General features: G+C 39.3%; 16 protein-coding genes and 1 tRNA gene. 16 read left to right on the top strand and 1 reads right to left on the bottom strand.

What is annotated here, in order from left to right:
* The first annotated feature begins 1,633 nt into the window (after positions 1–1,633).
* From ACJQWY_RS03995 to ACJQWY_RS03985, 3 genes are all read left to right on the top strand, one after another.
* Entirely contained in the window at positions 1,634–2,269 is a 636-nt protein-coding gene (locus tag ACJQWY_RS03995; protein WP_407076468.1) for a copper homeostasis protein CutC, read from the top strand.
* Positions 2,270–2,372: 103 nt separating this feature from the next.
* Positions 2,373–2,446, top strand: a tRNA-Pro gene (locus ACJQWY_RS03990).
* Between the two features lie 57 nt (positions 2,447–2,503).
* Positions 2,504–2,821, top strand: a complete 318-nt coding sequence (locus tag ACJQWY_RS03985; RefSeq protein ID WP_407076467.1) for a hypothetical protein — start codon at positions 2,504–2,506, stop codon at positions 2,819–2,821.
* 98 nt (positions 2,822–2,919) lie between these two features.
* On the opposite strand, the gene ACJQWY_RS03980 is transcribed toward ACJQWY_RS03985, so the two are convergent.
* A complete protein-coding gene (locus ACJQWY_RS03980) occupies positions 2,920–5,730 on the bottom strand; it encodes a YfhO family protein (RefSeq protein ID WP_407076466.1) in 2,811 nt (936 codons plus the stop codon).
* Between the two features lie 285 nt (positions 5,731–6,015).
* On the opposite strand from ACJQWY_RS03980, the gene ACJQWY_RS03975 reads away from it, so the two are divergent.
* The 13 genes from ACJQWY_RS03975 to ACJQWY_RS03915 all read left to right on the top strand — a co-directional run bounded on the left by ACJQWY_RS03975 (position 6,016) and on the right by ACJQWY_RS03915 (position 19,003).
* Positions 6,016–6,969: a mannose/fructose/sorbose PTS transporter subunit IIA gene (locus ACJQWY_RS03975; RefSeq protein ID WP_407076465.1), complete on the top strand. Its 954-nt coding sequence runs from the start codon at positions 6,016–6,018 to the stop codon at positions 6,967–6,969.
* A 28-nt stretch (positions 6,970–6,997) separates the two neighbouring features.
* Entirely contained in the window at positions 6,998–7,801 is an 804-nt protein-coding gene (locus ACJQWY_RS03970; protein WP_407076464.1) for a PTS mannose/fructose/sorbose transporter subunit IIC, read from the top strand.
* Between the two features lie 15 nt (positions 7,802–7,816).
* Positions 7,817–8,731, top strand: a complete 915-nt coding sequence (locus ACJQWY_RS03965; RefSeq protein ID WP_407076463.1) for a PTS system mannose/fructose/sorbose family transporter subunit IID — start codon at positions 7,817–7,819, stop codon at positions 8,729–8,731.
* Between the two features lie 194 nt (positions 8,732–8,925).
* Entirely contained in the window at positions 8,926–9,312 is a 387-nt protein-coding gene (locus ACJQWY_RS03960) for a DUF956 family protein (RefSeq protein ID WP_407076462.1), read from the top strand.
* Positions 9,313–9,451: 139 nt separating this feature from the next.
* Entirely contained in the window at positions 9,452–11,731 is a 2,280-nt protein-coding gene (helD, locus tag ACJQWY_RS03955; RefSeq protein ID WP_407076461.1) for an RNA polymerase recycling motor HelD, read from the top strand.
* Between the two features lie 6 nt (positions 11,732–11,737).
* Positions 11,738–12,682: a type I pantothenate kinase gene (coaA, locus tag ACJQWY_RS03950; protein WP_407076460.1), complete on the top strand. Its 945-nt coding sequence runs from the start codon at positions 11,738–11,740 to the stop codon at positions 12,680–12,682.
* Positions 12,683–13,054: 372 nt separating this feature from the next.
* Positions 13,055–13,756: a LysM peptidoglycan-binding domain-containing protein gene (locus ACJQWY_RS03945; RefSeq protein ID WP_407076459.1), complete on the top strand. Its 702-nt coding sequence runs from the start codon at positions 13,055–13,057 to the stop codon at positions 13,754–13,756.
* Between the two features lie 170 nt (positions 13,757–13,926).
* Entirely contained in the window at positions 13,927–14,802 is an 876-nt protein-coding gene (locus ACJQWY_RS03940) for a cation diffusion facilitator family transporter (protein WP_407076458.1), read from the top strand.
* Between the two features lie 83 nt (positions 14,803–14,885).
* Positions 14,886–15,272: a fluoride efflux transporter FluC gene (locus ACJQWY_RS03935; RefSeq protein WP_407076457.1), complete on the top strand. Its 387-nt coding sequence runs from the start codon at positions 14,886–14,888 to the stop codon at positions 15,270–15,272.
* Positions 15,269–15,631, top strand: a complete 363-nt coding sequence (locus ACJQWY_RS03930) for a fluoride efflux transporter FluC (protein WP_407076456.1) — start codon at positions 15,269–15,271, stop codon at positions 15,629–15,631. The genes ACJQWY_RS03935 and ACJQWY_RS03930 overlap by 4 nt, the downstream gene beginning before the upstream one ends.
* A gap of 155 nt (positions 15,632–15,786) precedes the next feature.
* Complete coding sequence (locus ACJQWY_RS03925) at positions 15,787–16,551, top strand: CAP domain-containing protein (protein WP_407076455.1); 765 nt, start codon at positions 15,787–15,789, stop codon at positions 16,549–16,551.
* A 287-nt stretch (positions 16,552–16,838) separates the two neighbouring features.
* On the top strand, positions 16,839–18,380 hold the full coding sequence (locus ACJQWY_RS03920; protein ID WP_407076454.1) for an MDR family MFS transporter: 1,542 nt from the start codon (positions 16,839–16,841) through the stop codon (positions 18,378–18,380).
* Positions 18,377–19,003 (top strand): DUF4811 domain-containing protein, encoded by a 627-nt coding sequence (locus tag ACJQWY_RS03915; protein WP_407076453.1) that lies wholly within the window; start codon positions 18,377–18,379, stop codon positions 19,001–19,003. Before ACJQWY_RS03920 ends, ACJQWY_RS03915 begins: the two co-directional genes overlap by 4 nt.
* The last annotated feature ends 128 nt before the right edge of the window (positions 19,004–19,131 follow it).

Genomic DNA, 19,131 nt, shown 5'->3' with positions numbered 1-19,131 from the left:
AAGAGAGTGTGGGTTCGATTCCCACCGACGGCATATTTTATCAGAAATTGCATGAAATTAAGTGAAACGAGAATTTTCGTAATACTTAATTTCATGCATTTTTTATATTAGCATATATATTCAACTAACATCATTGTAATAAAAGCTTTATGTTCTTACGAATGTTCCAAAATAATGTTTAATTATCAAATGCGTTCTTTATCATTGCTAATGATATTTTTGGATGATAACCAATATAGATTGATATGAGTGTTTGAACAGTGTGCCCCATTCAGTACGCTGTATTTTTGTATAATTAATTACATTTTCAGATAAGCATGGGATAAAAGTATGGCGTAAAAAATAAATTGTAACATATGCTGAGGTATTTAACTCTTGTGCTATTTTTCTTAGAGATATATTTAATATAGCCTGTTAAATTGAATATTGATGTTCTGCTTCATTAAAATTAATTAGTGATAGAATAATCGGTACATAATTATCATCTATGTTAATGGTTGATAAGATGGTCTTTTGAGTAATTAATTAATGTTCAATAGTTATTGATAACCATTCAGTCAAAAATAGAGTGTTTCGTTATTCGCCGTTTTTTGTAAAATGACTAAAAATTTTATGAATGTTTAAAAAAATTATGGATTAAAATACTCATTCTTGCAAGCTGATCCATTGTTATATGGTGAATTTCGGGATCGTTACACTCAACTGTTGATAAAATATTTCTTAATTTAAACGTTAAGAAGCAATTATGACCACGAGAATCTGATAAAAATGAAAATGTACCAAATAATTTAAATAAGCATGATAAATCGCAAAAGAATGTGGGATCATTATTACCTAAGACTGCTGTACAAAAAATTAAATTAGTCAGTTTGGTGAGTGGTGTATTGGCGTTTGCTTTTGGATTTGTAATTTGGAAGAGATGTAGTTAATAAATATTAATAGTTGTAAATTAAATTAATAAGTGAATAAATAAGTATGGTTATGTTTTATAAAACCATGCTTTTTTTGAGTTTTATATTAAAAAATTACAAATTAATGTTTCTATAAAATTAGCAAATTCATTAAATGATTTAGTCATAATAATTTAAAATTTTCAATTGCGTACATCTGGCTATCATGTTCAATTGAAACAGATTTTAAACAAGAAAATAAAGCGAAAAAAATTTAAGATATGCCAGCACATAAACTTCTTAGTAATAATTGGTTCATAGGGTCTTATATGATTATTTCGGATTGAGTGTAAGTTTTCAAAGTGTTCCAATATTTGTGACATAGTTAAATACTTCTTTGTCAGAAGTTTAATTCTACAGGGTTAATACTGATTAGTTCGATGCTAACCGACAGGCATAAATAGTTAAATTTAAAATCTTACGAATAAATTTACATATTCTTTTGTAAGATTTTATTTTGGCGCTTTTAGGAATTTTAATTTTTCGAAATTTGATGGTGTTGTTTCAAAAAACAACTTAATATGGTAAATAATTTTGTACGATTTAGTTTAAATTATTGTATAATCTTGTTGAGTAAATGCACAAAGGATGAATCTTTAATAAAAGCTAATATGTAAGGTCTAAATCAGTTCAAATTTATAATTGAACATACGCTATATGACTGGGATTAAATGGAGAAGCAGATGATTAGAGAAATTGCGTTAGAAAGTTATTCGGTGGCACAACGAGCGGTTAAAGCTGGTGTTGAACGAATTGAATTGAATCAACGCCTCGATTTAGGAGGTTTAACTCCTCAGCGCGCAACTTGGCAAAAAATTCAGAAGTTAAAAGTCCCGGTAGTTGTGATGGTGCGTCCGCGTGGCGGTGATTTTAATTATAATAATGATGAATTAAATCAAATGAAGGCAACTCTGCGGCAATTAAAAGCTGATCGAATTCAAAGTGTGACGTTTGGGGTATTAAATGCGAATCAGACTTTAAATAAATCCGTTATGAAAGAGCTAATTGAATTAGCTGCCCCTATGGAAGTTGTCATGCATATGGCCTTTGATGCGATACCACAAAATGATCAGGTGGATAGCATGCAATGGCTTAGCCAAAATCATGTCCATCGTATTTTGATGCATGGTGGAGCTTTATCTGAGCCTTTAAGTGACACGGTATCGCATTTAAAAGCTCTGGTAAAAGCCGCAAAACAACTGAAGGAACCAATGATTATTTTACCAGGTGGCGGCGTAACAACCGATAATATTAAGCAATTGTATCAGCAGTTGGGCGTCACGCAATTCCATGGTTCTAGAATTATTAAATTAGATTAATATGAATCACCGCAAAATTTGTTTTTGGCAAAAGAATATTTTGCTTGATAATTTTGGACAATGTGAGTATAATTAATGATGTTGTGTTAGTTATATTACACATCGGGATGTAGCTCAGCTTGGTAGAGCACCTGGTTTGGGACCAGGGGGTCGCAGGTTCGAATCCTGTCGTCCCGATCGTAAAGCAATGCCTTGAAGGGTGTTGCTTTTTTATTTTATAAGGGAGAATTTCAAATGAAAACATCAGTCAATAATATGCAAGCAGATTCATTTAGTGCATTGATTAATCAACTTTCGGCCGATAGTTTGATTGTTGGTGAAAAAACCTTTCATACTGATCCTGGTTTCCAAGTGCGCGACCCGCAAAGTAGTGAAGAAATACAATTACCATATTGGGATGTTTTAAAGCGGGCAGATGACTCCTTTTGGTCACCTTTAGATGGTGATCGAAAGACGTTATATGATGTGACGACCTTTGAAGTGCGGCCTAATGATCAAACAGCTTGGCAAGCTTTACCTGTGTGGTATGAAGATGCTGCAGTAGAAAAATAGGGTCAGCATCAGAATGAGCTCAGTTTATAAAGATAAACATAGAAAATTATAAAGATAAACATAGAAAAAAGGGGCAAGTTTAAACTTGCCCCTTTTTATTAAACATTCTTAAGTTTACGCTGCTTTAAATAATAATAAAAACGAGAAATCAAAACTAACACCATCAGGCCAATGCCTAGTAATCCGAGCACTAATCCTAATTTAAGACCAGGGGTATGATATTCTAAGTGAATATGATTGGTGCCGGCTTGAAGTTGAATACCTATCAGCCCATTATTAATTTTGATGAGTTTCTGGTTAGTACTTGACCAGCCGCTTGACCAAGGAATGGTTGTTGCCATGACCTGAGACCGTTCGCTGTGATAATTAAAATCAATAGTATCTTTGCCGTAGTTGATTTGCTTAGGTGAAGCAGTTTGCGCCGCAGTCGCAACTTTGGCAAAACGATCATCAATTGGAATTGCTTTAATTTCTAGTTGATAATTATATTGACCAATTTGTGAAAAAGTAATTGGGATAAATTGATCATGCTTAATATCTTTAGCTGCCCCTAGGTTCAAGGTTAGTTCACGACGCTTTTGATAAAATGATAAATTATTTTGCCCCGGTTGGTAAACAGTCTTATCTTGGCCATGATAGTTCGTTGTGAGTTCATAACCGTTAATTTTAGGACTTAGATTCGTTAAATTTTCCATGAACCAATGGTATTTAAAATTAGCGGGATTATACTGTAAATCTTTGGTGCTTTGCGGGTTGGCTAACTGTTGGTGATAGTTGAACTGATATTGCTTAACTTCCGTTGCTAAACGTTGTTGCCAAGATGCTGGCTGATACGTTAAGTCAGTGATTTCTAAATGAAGCTCAGTACCGGCCAATTTTGGATTAGCTTTTATCATAATGCCATTTGGGAGGGTGGATGGCATTGAATTATAGGTTTGGTGTACCTTTTTTTGCCATTTGGTACTTCCTTGATTACTGATTAGTGCTGTCTGAACCGTTTGTTCAAACGGTGAATGACGCTGACCACCATGTGGTACAACGACGGAATCCGCGATGGTAGCCTCCTTTTGTGTCGATGAGAATTGGTTGTAAGCTGTTTGATTAATTTGATGCTTTGGAACATAAAATTGTGGGTAGGCTAAGCGTGACTGTCCGCGCTTGAGCTGGTTAAAACTTGTTAAATTATCCTGATATGTCGTGGGAAGCTTACTGATTTTGGGTGTGAAAATTGATGAAACCCCTAAAGTATTCAGTAAGACATTACGCTGATCTAAATCACCCGTGACGTCGTTACCAGACGCGGTGGGAATTTGAAATCCTTTCATAAATTGTCCTAATGAACGATTCTGTAGCGACCAGTAGCTTTCAACATTATTAATACCGGCGATCAATGGTAAATTACTAGCCGGTGAAATGCCGGTGGCGTTTCCTAATTGATTATCAAGATAAACTCGTTCGTGAGGGAGGAGTGTATCTTTAATGTTTTTTTGTTGCGCCGTTAAATTTTGCACGGCAGCTTGAGTCATTGTGGTAGCTAATTTGGGGTTATTATCATTGGTGTGATTACGCGCCATTAATACAAACAAATTAAAAAGCACCAGGGCACCAATCCAGAGTTTCTTACGACGATTTAAAGGTAAATGTAAAAAACTGAGGCCTAAAATTCCGGCAAAATAAGCAGCTATTAGAAAACCAAATTTAGTATTTAAGTTGAAGTTGTCGCCTGCCAAAAGTGAGATTGCGCTGAGAATACCAACGCCAGTGGCCCAGTGTAAGTCAGGGCGTTCAATGGTTTGTTGATTGATATGGCTAAGGTATTCCAAACTGATAAGGGCAATCGGGAGGCTTAATAAAAAGACCCAACGATTGGATGGCGACGTTCCGCCATTAAAGCAAGCAGCTAGAGTTGGAATAAGTAAACCGATGATGCTGCCTAGCCAAATATAGTTGTAATTCTTAAAGGTTTGAAAATGACGGAAGCTGTGGACGATGGCCACGACACTGATGAAAGTCAAACCGCCCGTAAGCCAAAAACTAGGGGTTAAATCATTGCCGATAATTTTCCCAGGTAAGGTTAGATAGTAGGAAATGGGATAGAAAATTAGCCCGTTGGCGAGGGTATCGCCGGCGCGTGCCGCCTTCATAGTTGCGAGGGCGGAAGGAAGGAAGAGTGGACTACTAATTAAAAAGCCTAAGCTGCCTGCGCCAATGACACGAATAAATTGAGCGCGGAAGCTCCGCTGTTGAATAAGTAAAAAAATCCATACTAGGCCAGTGGCGCACCCCAGCGACCAAGCAAAGTAAAAATTATTCCAAAGCGTCCAAGCCACCATGACGGTAAAAGGCAACCATTTTTTATTTCTTAGTAAATGGAGGAGACTTAAAAGGAGTAACGGCCAGATGATTAATGGATTAATAAAAAATGGATGCTCAAACGCGGCAAACGCAACATAGCCAGAAAAAACATATAAAGTGGCCGCGAGGGCGAGGGTGTTTGGGGTGAATTTTTTTTGTAAGATGCGTGGAGCGGCATAGACGAAGGCAACACCGGCGAACCACAGGCGTAAGATAACCATACAACTATAGTAAAAAGGAGCCATTTTAGCGCTAAAAAAAGCGATGGGGTACGTGAAAATATCGCCCATTACATAGTAAGAAAAGGTTTGAAGATAATCTTGTCCTAAGCTAATGTTCCAATTCCATTGGGCTGGCCACTGATGTTGAAAGAGTAAGCCCTTTAAATCGGCTTGCCACTGCAATAAAGCAGGAAAATGTTGAGTGATACCATCTGCATTCCAAATTAAGGTGTTTGCTCCCACAAAATAAGGGCCAAAAATAGCACAACTAAAAAGGATGAAAATGACGGTATAGCGCCAGAAGGCCGGATGTTTTATTTTTTTAAACCACATAAAAACTTTCCTATCATTTTAATAAATTTATTAAGATTTATTATAGCATGCTTTGCAGGTCGGCGATTTTCAGTACAATATATGAATATTATTTCAAATATATAACGTGGCTAATTTGGTAAATACATGTAAAATTTTGTCGATTGTTTATAGATTATATTAAAAAAATTACCAATGTTGTTAATATGCTAATGTAAACGTTTACTTATTTGTGAAGATAGGGTAGTATAGTATACGTACTTAAGAATTATGTAGGTATGAATAAAATATAAGGAGCTCCGCGAAATGGTTAATTTTATTATTGCCAGTCACGGTGAGTTTGCATCCGGGATTAAAATGTCGGGTCAAATGATCTTTGGTGAGCAAGAAAATGTGGAAGTAGTTACCTTTATGCCAAATGAAGGCCCTGATGATTTGCGGAAGAAGTATTTGGACGCAATTAATCAGTTTGAAGGTGGACTGGATAGTCAAATTTTGTTCCTCGTCGATTTATGGGGTGGATCACCATTTAATCAAGCTAACTTGATTGTGGCTGAACATCCAGAAAATATGGCACTGATTTCAGGATTGAACTTGCCAATGTTAGTTGAGGCCTATGGGGCACGTTTTACAAAGGATCATGCCATTGAAATTGCCCAAGATTTGGTGCCAATTGCGCGTGATGGTGTGAAATCAATTCCAGAAGCTGAAGAAGCTAAAAAGGTCCCCGCTAAGGCTGGTGGAAATAGCGGCTTAAAGGAAGGTAAGCTGAAGATCAATTTGGTCCGCATCGATACTCGTTTGTTGCACGGACAAGTTGCTACAGCCTGGACGCCAGATTCAAAAGCCAATCGCATTATTGTTGTTTCTGATAATGTTGCTAAAGATGACATGCGTAAGAATTTGATTATTCAAGCGGCACCAAATGGAATTAACGCGAACGTGGTTCCCGTTGATAAAATGATCGAAGTTGTGAACGATAATCGGATGGGTGGGGTTGAAGCCTTCCTTTTGTTTGAAAACCCCGAAGACGCCTTGCGTGCAATCGAGGGTGGCGTTCCAATTGATACCATTAACGTTGGCTCAATGGCCCATTCTGCTGGTAAGACGATGGTCAACAAGGTGCTTTCAATGGATCAGACCGATGTCCAAACATTTGAAAAGATGCGGGACATGGGCGTTAAATTTGACGTCCGTAAGGTACCTAGTGATTCCAAGGCTGATTTGTTTGAATTGATTAAGAAAGCCCATGTTAAGTAAATATTTAAGGATTGAAAGGTAGAATATTATGTCAATAATTTCGATTATTTTAGTAATTGTCGTGGCATTTTTCGCCGGGATGGAAGGAGTTTTGGATCAGTTCGAAATTCACCAACCCTTGGTGGCATGTACATTGATTGGACTTGTAACGGGACATTTGATTCCATGTGTTATCTTGGGTGGAACGTTACAAATGATGGCCTTAGGATGGGCTAATATCGGAGCCGCTATGGCACCGGACGTGGCCTTGGCTTCTGTCGCATCTGCTATTATTCTTGTGCAAAGTGGTCACTTTGATTCAGCACACATCACTATTGCGTACGGAGCTGCGATTCCTTTGGCAATCGCTGGACTATTCTTATCAATGATTGTTCGTACAATTTCAGTTGGTATGGTTCACGGGGCTGACGCTGCCGCTAAGCGTGGTGATTATAAAGCCATGGAGCGCATTCACGTTATAACTTTGATGTTCCAAGGATTGCGAATCGCCATCCCAGCCGCATTGTTGTTGGCGATTCCAACGGACACAGTGCAAGCTTGGTTGAATTCAGTACCTGCTTGGTTGACTGATGGAATGGCTATCGGTGGTGGAATGGTTGTTGCCGTTGGGTATGCCATGGTTATCAACATGATGGCTACGCGTGAAGTTTGGCCATTCTTCGCCTTGGGATTTGCCTTGGCTGCTGTAACTGACTTGACTTTGATTGCCTTTGGAATTATTGGTGTTGCAATTGCCTTGATTTACATCAACCTCTCAAAGATGGGTGGTAATGGTGGCGGATCAAATGGTGGTTCCGGAGATCCAGTTGGCGATATCCTAAATGAGTACTAAGGAGGAGAAGAGATTATGACTGCAGAAAGAGTTACACTTACAAAGAAAGATCGCTTCTCAGTTGCTTTACGCTCAACTATTTTGCAAGGTTCATGGAATTATGAACGAATGCAGAATTTGGGATTTGCATACTCATTAATTCCAGCGATTAAGAAATTATACACGACTAAAGAAGACCGGACGGCTGCCTTAGTACGGCACATGGAGTTCTTCAATACTCATCCATACTTGGCTTCTCCGGTTTTGGGAGTTACCTTAGCTTTGGAAGAGGATCGGGCAAACGGTGCTGAAATTGATGATGCGGCGATTGCCGGGGTTAAGGTTGGAATGATGGGACCGTTGGCTGGGGTCGGAGACCCGGTCTTCTGGTTCACAGTCCGACCAATTTTAGGAGCTTTGGGGGCTTCATTAGCCATGGCTGGAAACATCATTGGTCCTATCCTATTCTTCGTGGCATGGAACATTATTCGTTGGGCCTTCATGTGGTATACCCAAGAGTTCGGGTATCGTGCTGGAAATGAAATTACCAAGGACTTGTCTGGTGGTTTGTTGAAAGATATCACCAAGGGTGCCTCAATTCTTGGTATGTTTATCTTAGCCGTGTTGGTTGAACGGTGGGTTAACATTAAGTTCGTTCTTCAATTGCCTGCTAAGAAATTGGCTGAGGGAGCTTACATCAAGTTCCCTAAGGGCGATGTCACTGGTTCACAATTGCAAGAAATTTTGCAAAAGCAAGCTGATGGTGTTAGCCTAGTTCAAAACGTCCCAAATACTTTACAAGAGAATTTTGATCTTTTGATTCCAGGTTTGATGGGATTGCTTTTGACCTTCGCCTGCATGTGGCTTTTGAAGAAGAAGGTTTCACCAATTATTTTGATTATTGCTTTGTTCATTATTGGAGTTGTATTGCACGTACTTCACATCCTATAGAATAAACATTGTTAATTTTAAAATGGGCTGGGGTTGAAATTCCAGCTCATTTTTTATTTAAGGATGGTTTTTATGAGAGAGCAACCTGAAATTTTACGAAATTTGTTATAATAGCTTTTGACGGTATTTGAATTAAATTGCCCCTATATATAGGTGGAAAGTCATCTAATTTAAAATTATAGACGGAGGATATGATGGTAGAATCATTGAATACCAAAGTGGATTTAACGGCTAGGGGGATTTCATATTTAGGAATCGGTGCTAAATATGGCGATATTATGATTGGTGATCGCGCATTTGAATTCTTTAATGAAAAAAATGTTCAAGATTATGTGCAAATTCCATGGAAAGACATGCAAAATGTCTATGCCCAAGTAAAGCATAATCAAACGCTTGGCCGGCGTTTTAAAATTCAAACGACGGCTGGAGAATTTGATTTTTCTTCCAAAGAGGTCGGACCAATTTTAAAATTGATTCGTAATCAGTTGGGGGATGAACATGTGATTCGACAAATTGGCTTTTGGAAACAAATGGGACGAACTATCCGAGGAATGTTTCAGCATAAAAATAAAACGCGGTAATGATTAACACTGATTAGAAAAGCTGGGATGCCAATCATCCTGGCTTTTTTGATGGTGGGACCGATGGGGCAGTTGGTAGAATCTTTCCCGATTATGTGGTAATATAGAATAACTAATTTTTAGAAAGAAGGCCCCTCAAATGCAAGAATTGGGATATGAGCAAAAGCGTTTAGACGGAGTTTTAGAGTCCATCCATACTGCGAAAATTGAAAATGAAAAGAAATTAAGCCGCGTCGCTAAGGATCAAGCGGAAGTAGATAAGGGTTGGAACGACGTACGTTTTAAATCGTCAACTTATTCGGGTCTGTTTGAGACGGCTATGTCAGTGCGGCAACAACAACAAATGTTGCAAGAACGCGAAGTGGCACAAAATTCGGCGGAGCATCAAGCAGAAGTCTTAAAGCGCTTGGAACAAAATCCTTATTTTGCGCGGATTGATGTGCAAGATGCAGAGAGCAATCAAGTTGAACCAATTTATATTGGATTGGCTTCATTTTCGGATAAGCCGGATAATTTTTTAATATATGATTGGCGTGCCCCAATTTCTTCCATTTATTATGACGCGGGATTGGGTCCGGTTAAATATGAAACGCCAGAGGGAACTCAAGCGGCGGAGGTTACCTTAAAGCGCCAATTCCAAATTGAAGATGGAAAGATTGTTACTTTGTTTGACACGGATGAAGCCGTGGGCGATCAAATGTTGTTAAACGCCGTTTCTGGTGAGTCTTCCACGAAGATGAAATCAATTGTGACGACGATTCAACGTGAACAAAATAAAATTATCCGGAATACGAAGGCTAAATTACTCTTTGTCCAAGGAGCGGCTGGATCCGGTAAGACATCAGCTGTTTTACAACGGGTAGCTTATTTGCTTTATCGCTATCGGGCTAATCTAACCGCGGGTCAAGTGCTCATGTTCTCACCAAACCAATTATTCAATGATTATATTGATCAAGTTTTGCCTGAAATGGGTGAACAAAATATGATTCAAATGACCTTCTATCAATATGCTTCACGGCGTCTTCCTAAATTAAAATTGGAGACGTTGCAAGAACGTTTTGAACAGTCTAAAACGGATGAAGAGAATTGGATTAATGACTTAAAGGGTTCAAAAGCTTATTTTGATGCAGTTGGACAATATACTAAAACTTTGAATCAACACGGCATCCGTTTCCGGGCAGTTAAATTTCGTGGCCGGGAATTAGTTTCTAAAGATGAGATTGCTAAAATATATTATTCATTTAATGAAAATTATAGTTTGCGTCAACGCTTGGAAGTAACGCGTGAAAAGTTAAGCAATAAAGTTCGAGGATATGTTAGCAGTGAAATGCGGGCGGGTTGGGTTGAAGAAACCATTCAGAATCTATCCAAAGATGAATATGACAGCTTGCTGGGTGACCAAGTTCGCGAATTTAAAGATGAAAAAGCAGAATATAATGCTTTAGCGAAAGTAATTGTGCAAGATGCGATGCGGCCTGTCTTACAGCAGGTGAGTCGTACGCGCTTTTTGAATATTAATGCGCAATTTGTGGATTTCTTACGTAAGGTGCCCCAATTTATTTTGCTGGCTGACCATGGTTTGGATGAAGCAAGTTGGCAGCGTGGGGTAGAACGAACTTTGCAACAGATGAAGGCTAAGAGTTTAAGCTTAGCTGATATGACACCATTTATGTATCTGTTTGATGTCGTGAAGGGAAGTCATGGCGAGCGTGATATTCGCTTTATCTTCATTGATGAAATCCAAGATTATACACCATTCCAGTTGGCATTTTTGCAGTTCACTTTCCCCAAAGCCCGTTTTACCATGTTGGGCGATTTAAATCAGGCTATTTTTACGAAAGAAAATGCGCGTTCGTTGCATCAAGAGTTATTAGAATTATTTGGTACGGAGGAGAGCGAATTTGTGCAATTGACACAAACCTACCGTTCGACGCAACAAATTACTGATTTTGCGAAGGCTTTGTTATTGAATGGGGCGCAAATTGATGCCTTCGAACGTTCTGGAGCTAAGCCGACGATTCAAGTGGTGAATGATTTTGAAGCCATGGTGCAAGCGGCACGTACACAAATTCAGCAAAATCAGGTACAAAGTGAAACAACGGCGATTATTACGAAGACTTTGGCGGAAGCACAACAAGTTTACGCAGCAATGCAAAATGATGAAGAAATAACTGTGATTCGGACGGAAAACCAACGTTTGGTACCAGGGACCTTGATTGTTCCTTCTTACTTAGCTAAAGGTTTAGAGTTTGATGCGGTAATTATGTGGGACGCATCCGCTCAAAACTATCAAGGTGATGACGAACGACAATTAGTTTATACGATTTCCTCACGCGCCATGCATCAATTGACGATTTTGGCCCAGAAAACATTGAGTCCGTTATTGAACGTTAATGCGGCCTTATTTGAAAGAAAGTAGAAAAGCATGGCAGAATTTCCATTGGATTTTACGGTATATCAAAGGCAGACCTGGCAACAATTAACTATGCCAATTGCGCGACGAGCTGATGAATTAGTGACACCGAAAATATTATCTGAAATCAAAGCATTTAATGATGAGATTTCAATGGATGATGTGGTCAAAATTTATCAACCCCTCGTAAATTATCTTATTTTACGCAAACGGCAAGTTGATTTAGATTTGGCGGAACGGCAGCGCTTTTTAAATCAACTAGCCCATCCAGTTCCTTATGTAATTGGAATTGCTGGTTCAGTAGCGGTAGGTAAGTCCACGACGGCGCGTTTGTTGCAGTATATGTTGCAAGTTGAATATGGGGTGGAGCGAGTGGCCTTAGTGACCACGGATGGTTTCATTTATCCGAACCAAGTTTTAGTAGAACGCGGGATTATGGACCGCAAAGGCTTCCCAGAATCTTATGATACTAAAAAGTTGGTGCAGTTTTTAAACGCGGTCAAGGGGGGCGCTAAACGCTTACGAGTTCCCTGTTATTCGCATGAGCAATCTGATGTGGTGGCGGATAGTTATGATGAATTTGATCAGCCCAGCATTATGATTATTGAAGGCGTGAACACTTTACAAATTAATGATTCTTTGAATGTCTTGTTGTCGGATTTTATCGATCTTTCTATTTATGTTGATGCGCCAACCGAGATGATTGAGCAATGGTATTTAGATCGCTTTATTGCGCTTTTGGATAAAACTAGGGTTGAACATGATACTAATAATTATTTTTGGCAGTGGGTTGATTTGAGTCGGGAAGATGCTTTGACCATTGGACGCAAGATTTGGCAGACGGTTAACTTAACGAATTTAAACGAGTATATTTTACCAACCCGTGAACGAGCTAATATTGTTTTGCGAAAACGAGAAAAACATGAAATTGATGAAGTTTGGTTACGAAAGTTCTAAAATGTAACTTTAAAAAATTGCATATGTGTTACAAAACAAGCTAAAATTCACAAATTAAAAACAAAATAATCGAAAAAAGGATTTTTTAATTACAGTCCAAAATAAAATTATTGAGATTACACTTTAGTCTGAAATTTAGTTGTATCAAGTCGTTAGCGCGTTGAATATTCGAATGTTGCGTTAAAGTTACATGAATTCTAGGTGATTTGGTAGATTAGTAACGGATTGTAAAGTGAGCTTAATATACAAGCGTTTTGAATTGGTAAACTTATATATGTTGATACGACGAAGGCGTCGTAGGGAAGAAGTCCACCTGATAATTACATCAGGCGAGAAAAGTTGGAATTCGATAATCTAGGAGAATTTTAAATAATGAATAAAGTAAAAGAAACAGCCTTAACAGTTGCCGGATTGACTGCCGTATTTGGAGCAGGACAAACAGCAATTCATGCCGCAACAACTTATACAGTTGAAGGTGGAGATACTTTGGGTGATATCGCAACAAAGTTCAACACAACGGTTGCTGACCTTGTACAAGCTAATAATTTAAAAGATGCTAATTTGATTATCAAAGATCAAAACTTAGTTGTTTCAGAAAATGATTCAGAAGTAGCAACATCCGAAGCTACAGCATCTGATTTAGCTGCCCAAGCTGCTGATGATGCAACCTCATCATTAGCCGCAGCTTCAGAAGCGGCCGCATCATCTGCTGCTGCCTCAGAAGCCGCTGCATCATCTGCTGCCTCTTCAGCAGCACCTAAGGCTGCGAGTGTTGCATCTACCTCAAATGGTGGTTCAGTTCAAGCTACTGCGGCTGGCTCAGGTTCAGTTTATGAACAATTTATTGCTGCCGGTGGAACTGCTGCTTTGTGGCAGTACGTGGTTATGCCTGAATCAGGTGGAAATCCTAATGCGGTTTCACCAAATGGTTATCATGGTTTAGGTCAAACTAAGAATGCTTGGGGTTACGGTTCTGTGGCTCAACAAACAGCTGGGATGGTTGGTTACGCAACTTCACGTTACGGATCAATTGATGCCGCTATCTCATTCCGTCTTTCACACGGTTGGTGGTAAAATAAACTTAAATTTAGCTGGTTCTTCGCAAAAGCGGATAACCAGTTTTTTTGTGGTTGAAGATGAGGTATCCAAAACCCGTTATGGATTAGATTTCGTAATTATTTATGAATATATTTTCATGTATATGTTAAAATAAAAGAAGGAATTCAATCGAGGAGGGTAGAAAGATGCAAGAAAAGACAACTAGTCGCCGCTATTCGATTGCAACATTGATGAATATTATTATCACGATTACCGAATTAGTAGGTGGGATGTGGGCCGGGTCGTTAGCGCTGGTTTCTGACGCGGTACATAATTTTACGGATGTTATTTCATTGGTGATTGCATGGGCGGCCCAGCTGGTTATGGGCCGACAAGAAAACGCGGAGAAAACATTTGGTTATCGGCGGGCCCAAGTTCTTGGCGCTTTTGTGAACGCGTTATTCTTAATAATAGTGATGGCCTTTTTGATTGTGGAAGCAGTAAGAGGTTTTGTTAATCCGCATCCCATTAAAGGCACATTGATGTTGGTGATTGCCATTATTGGGCTGGTTGCAAATATTGTGACTGGATTAATGCTGATAGGTGGTCAGCACAATATTAATCAAAAAGCAGCACTCTTGCATGTCTTGGGTGACACGCTCTCATCTGTTGGGGTGATTATTGCGGCTGTGATGATTTATTTTTTCAATTGGCTCTGGCTCGATCCTGCGATTACATTATGTGTCGCTTGTTATATTTTGTATGAAACATGGCCCGTCTTAGTGACTGCGACCAATATTTTAATGGAAGCAAATGCATCGGTTGATTTAAATGATATTGCTCAATTAGTGGAGCAATGTCCATATGTGCGCGGAGTCCATCATGTGCATGTGTGGCAAATTGATGAAGAGCATTTGGCTGTGTCTTTGCACGTAACGATGGAAAATCAATCCTTAGCTGATGTTGAGACAAGTATGCACGCCATGCAAAAGATGTTAGGGCAAAAGTATCCTGGCATGCATGTCACCATCCAGCCAGAAATTGATCATTTAGAACAAGGGCTGGTTAAAAATGAAGGTTGATCTTAAAAGTGCTATAATAATTTAGTTGCTGTAAGCGGTTAGCCTACAGCAATACATATAAAAATATGAAACGAGGGGGTAAAATGTTTTCAAGTATTAAAAATCAACGCTGGTTATTAATCGGGTTAGGTGGCTTTATTGGTGGTGGCTTACGTGCAATGGTGGAAAATTTGTTACAAAGTTATGCCCCTTTAGGAACATTATTGATTAATTGGACAGGCGTGTTTGTTTCTGTCTTACTAACGGAAATTTTGGTTAAGAATTGGCCGGCTTGGCAACAGTGGCATGCTGATTTTCTTTCCATTGGGTTAATTGGCGCCTACACCACGTATTCGACCGCTATATTAGAGATGAGCCAACAAGCACTTGTGCCAGCTCTCGTTTATTGGTGTTTGAGTGTGATTGGCGGGGTTTTAATTGTATTAGCTGCCCAAGTTTGCGCCCGCTGGATACGAGGTAACCAAAAATGACATTTTTAATTGCAGGCAGTGGCGCTGCCCTGGGTTCAATTGCACGGTATTGGTTACTAGAAAGATTACCGGAAAAATTCCCCAAACTACAAAATTGGAAAGTTGTTATATTGAATTTAATTGCAATCTTTTTAATGGGTTATGTGACAGGTTTAGGACTGAATAGTACGTGGAGTTCGTTTATTGCAACAGGAATGATTGGTGGCTTTTCGACTTATTCAACGCCGATTATTGAATTAGCTAATTCAATCACCGCTGACCATGACCAGCAGTTGGGACCAGTATTGTTGAAATCAGTGATTATGTTTATCGGCGGGTTTCCAATCTTATGGCTCGCTATATATTTGGCTGGGTATTAAAAAGGCAAATTTGGGACAGTTTTAAAAAAATTGTAAAATAAGCGTGTTATGATTGTTTTGAATCGTAATATCTTTGTTATTTAGGTTTGGTATAGTCTATTGTAGAAATGTTAATCAAGTAAATTAAGAATTAATGAAGGCGAGAAATAATTAATATGAATAATTCAAAAAAAATTGTTGGAACTGCGATTGCAGCCGCAGCATCTGCAATCCCTTTCTTAGGCGGAAATGCTTCTGCCGATCAAGTCTCATCATTCCGTGATACATCTGTTGATGATGCGCAAAAAGCAACAGATGATGCTAAGAATACACCCACGTATACCGTGCAATCTGGCGATACCTTGTCATCAGTTGCTGACGTAACAGGTGTTTCAGTTGATGATTTGATGAAGTTTAACCATTTAAATACTTCATCCGTTATTGTGAGTGGCGATCAATTAAAGTTGTCAGCGGGCGAAGATAATGCTGATGAAGCATCTGATTTACAGGCTGCAGATAATGATGGAGTGGCTAGCTCTGCTGCTGGGAATAACGGTTCAGCCGCAGTTCAAAATAACAAAAATGTTAAGGTGACTAATACCGCCGCTTCTAATTCGACGGACGTTACATTAGCAGCGTTGAATTCAATGCGTGTGAGTGCTGGATTGCCTGCTTTGAGTTGGGATTCAAGCTTAGCCGCTAAGGCACAGGGGCGTGCAGCTCAAGTAGCCGCTCTAGGTGGAATTCCTGCCGATCACTTTAAGACTTCTGGAGAAGTCATTGCTATTGGTTGGGGTGCTGGTTCTTCAGTTATTTCAGCTTGGTATAACGAAACCAATATGATTGGTGGACCTGGACACCGTAATTGGGAAATGAACGCTTCATATACCCATGTCGGATTTGGTTATGTAAATGGTGTAATTGTCGGAGAAGCGCGTTAAGATTATAAGTTAAAAGGCTAGCTAATGGGCTAGCCTTTTTAATTTGGGTCGGTATGTGCCTAAAAGATAGGATTAACAATGCTAAATTTAGTAATAATTACTTGGGCAAGTAAAAGGCTGAAGGTTGCGTTATGTTTTAAAATGAATTAGCTTTGGCTGATGATTGTCAAGCGAACTTAACGCAAACGGTTACATAAAATTTCATAAAATAGGCATTGCTTTTCATGTTAAATAATCTTACAATACTATCCATACAAGATACATCATTTGATGTTAAGGAGGATGAAATGACTGATATAACGAATAAAGTTGTCGATATCCATGGAAAGCCATATTCAAGGATGGCTTTCATTTTGGTAATTTTATTGGCAACTTTCGCTGGAATGTTGAACCAAACGTCTTTAGGAACAGCAATTCCGACACTAATGCGAGAATTTGATATTTCTATGGCTACAGCTCAGCAAGCCACCACATGGTTCTTACTGGTTAATGGAATTATGGTCCCGGTTTCAGCATTTTTAATGACGCGGTTTAAAACCCGTTGGCTCTATGAAATTGCTTACGTGCTATTATTTTTAGGGTTATTGGTAACTAGCTTGACGCCAGCTAATCATGATTCATGGTGGATATTTATTGTGGGGCGGTGTCTATCGGCTTTGGCCGTTGGGATTACCGCGCCTTTAATGCAATTGGTCATGGTTAATATTTATCCACCAGAGCAACGTGGAGCGGTTATGGGACTTAGTGGTTTGGTTGTTGGAATGGCACCGGCAGTTGGTCCTACTTTGTCAGGATGGATTCTAGAAAAGAATCATATCGTTTTAGGTATGACTTTGAGCAATTCTTGGCGCTCAATTTTCATTTTGCCAATGATTATTTTAGCGTTTACGGTGCTGATTGGCCCTTTTGTCTTTAAGGATGTTATTCCAAAGAGTGCTGAAAAACTCGATTGGATTTCATTGATTTATTCAACGTTTGGTTTTGGAATGTTCCTCTGGGGTTTCACAAATGTTGCTACGGACGGTTGGGGTGATTTTAACAATGTAATCTTGCCAATCATAGTCGGTGTAGTTGTGATTGCAATCTTTATCTTGCGACAACTCCGACTTAAGACGCCATTCTTAAATGTACGTGTCTTCAAGAATAAGCAGTTTACGTTAACGACGATTTTGGTTGCCTTAGCCATGATGGCGATGATGGGAGTCGAAATGATGTTACCAACTTATCTCCAAAATGTGCATGGATTGAGCACGTTAGATTCAGGATTGGTCCTTTTACCGGGGGCTTTGATGGTTGGAGTAATTTCAATGGTTGCTGGAGCGGCTTATGACAAGGTTGGAGCTAAACGCTTGTCACAGATTGGATTCTTAATTCTAGCGATTGGGACAGTACCATTTATGTTCTTAGGAATGGATACCCCGACGCATTATGTTACTTTGCTATATGCTTTGAGAATGTTTGCGATTGCCTTGGTAATGATGCCGTTAACTGCTTCAGCGATGTCAGCTTTGCCCGTTGAAACGGCAGCGGATGGAACTGCAGCAAACAATACGGTCCGGCAGGTTGCTTCAGCAGTGGTAGTTGCCCTGTTGACCTCAGTGACGCAAAATGTAATTAATAATAATACACCAGCACATCATTTGATGGGTGAAGATTCTATCAAGTATGCCTTTAAAGTAGCCCAAGCGGCATTGGATGGCTTCCACGTATCCTTTGCAATTGGAATGTCATTTGCGGTAATTGGCTTTATCTTAGCTAATTTCTTGGCTGGCAAGCACCACAGTAAAGACATTGATGTAGAAGCATTTGAGGAGGGGAAAGCATCATGATGATTCTGATATATGTCCTCATTGCCGCTATGATTTTATATTCTGTGGTGATGATTAAAAAACCAATTTTGCGGATTAGTATAACAAGTATTGGCTTATTGTTATTAGTTGGAGCAGTTGGTTTGACTACGTTGAACTTTAATCAACATTGGGGAATGAAAGAGGTCACGACGACGCAAACACGGACCATTTATTCGGCTGCCCCTGCCCAATCACCAGTCAAAATGGTAATTAAAAAAGAGTTGGGGACCAAGGCTGATAATTATGTCTTAGTTTATCGTGACCACATCAACGATAAGGAAGCTAAAGCCCATTTTATTCCAGATAAAGATGATATGAATAAATTAGTGAATAGCTCAGCGACTTATCGAGTAGCCGATGTCGATGAAGCCACGGTGACTACGAAAGTTACTCGGTGGCGCTTTGATTCAGACGTAGCAAAGTGGCTCTTTAGTTTTGCGGGGATGGATGGTAGCCTTGTCCGGCAATCATCTGTGGTGACAGTGCCTAAAGAAGGTTGGACAGTCATGACGCAGGAGGAGGCCAAGGCAGCCGCAGAAAAAGCTGCTCAAATGCAACAACAGATGATGGCGCAACAACAGGCACAAATGGCTGGCCAATAGCTCTTAAGAGTTGGTATTACAAAAATTATGTAAATTAAAAGACTAAGCGTGCTTGCTTAAAAGCCCGCTTAGTCTTTTTTAGAGTCGCTGGTTTTCCAGGCATGGTAAAATATAAGAAAATGTTAAGG

The sequence above is a fragment of the Weissella kandleri genome, assembly GCF_045504165.1.
In the GTDB taxonomy this organism is placed as follows: Bacteria; Bacillota; Bacilli; order Lactobacillales; family Lactobacillaceae; genus Weissella; species Weissella kandleri_A.
This window is presented reverse-complemented; position numbering and strand designations above follow the sequence as displayed.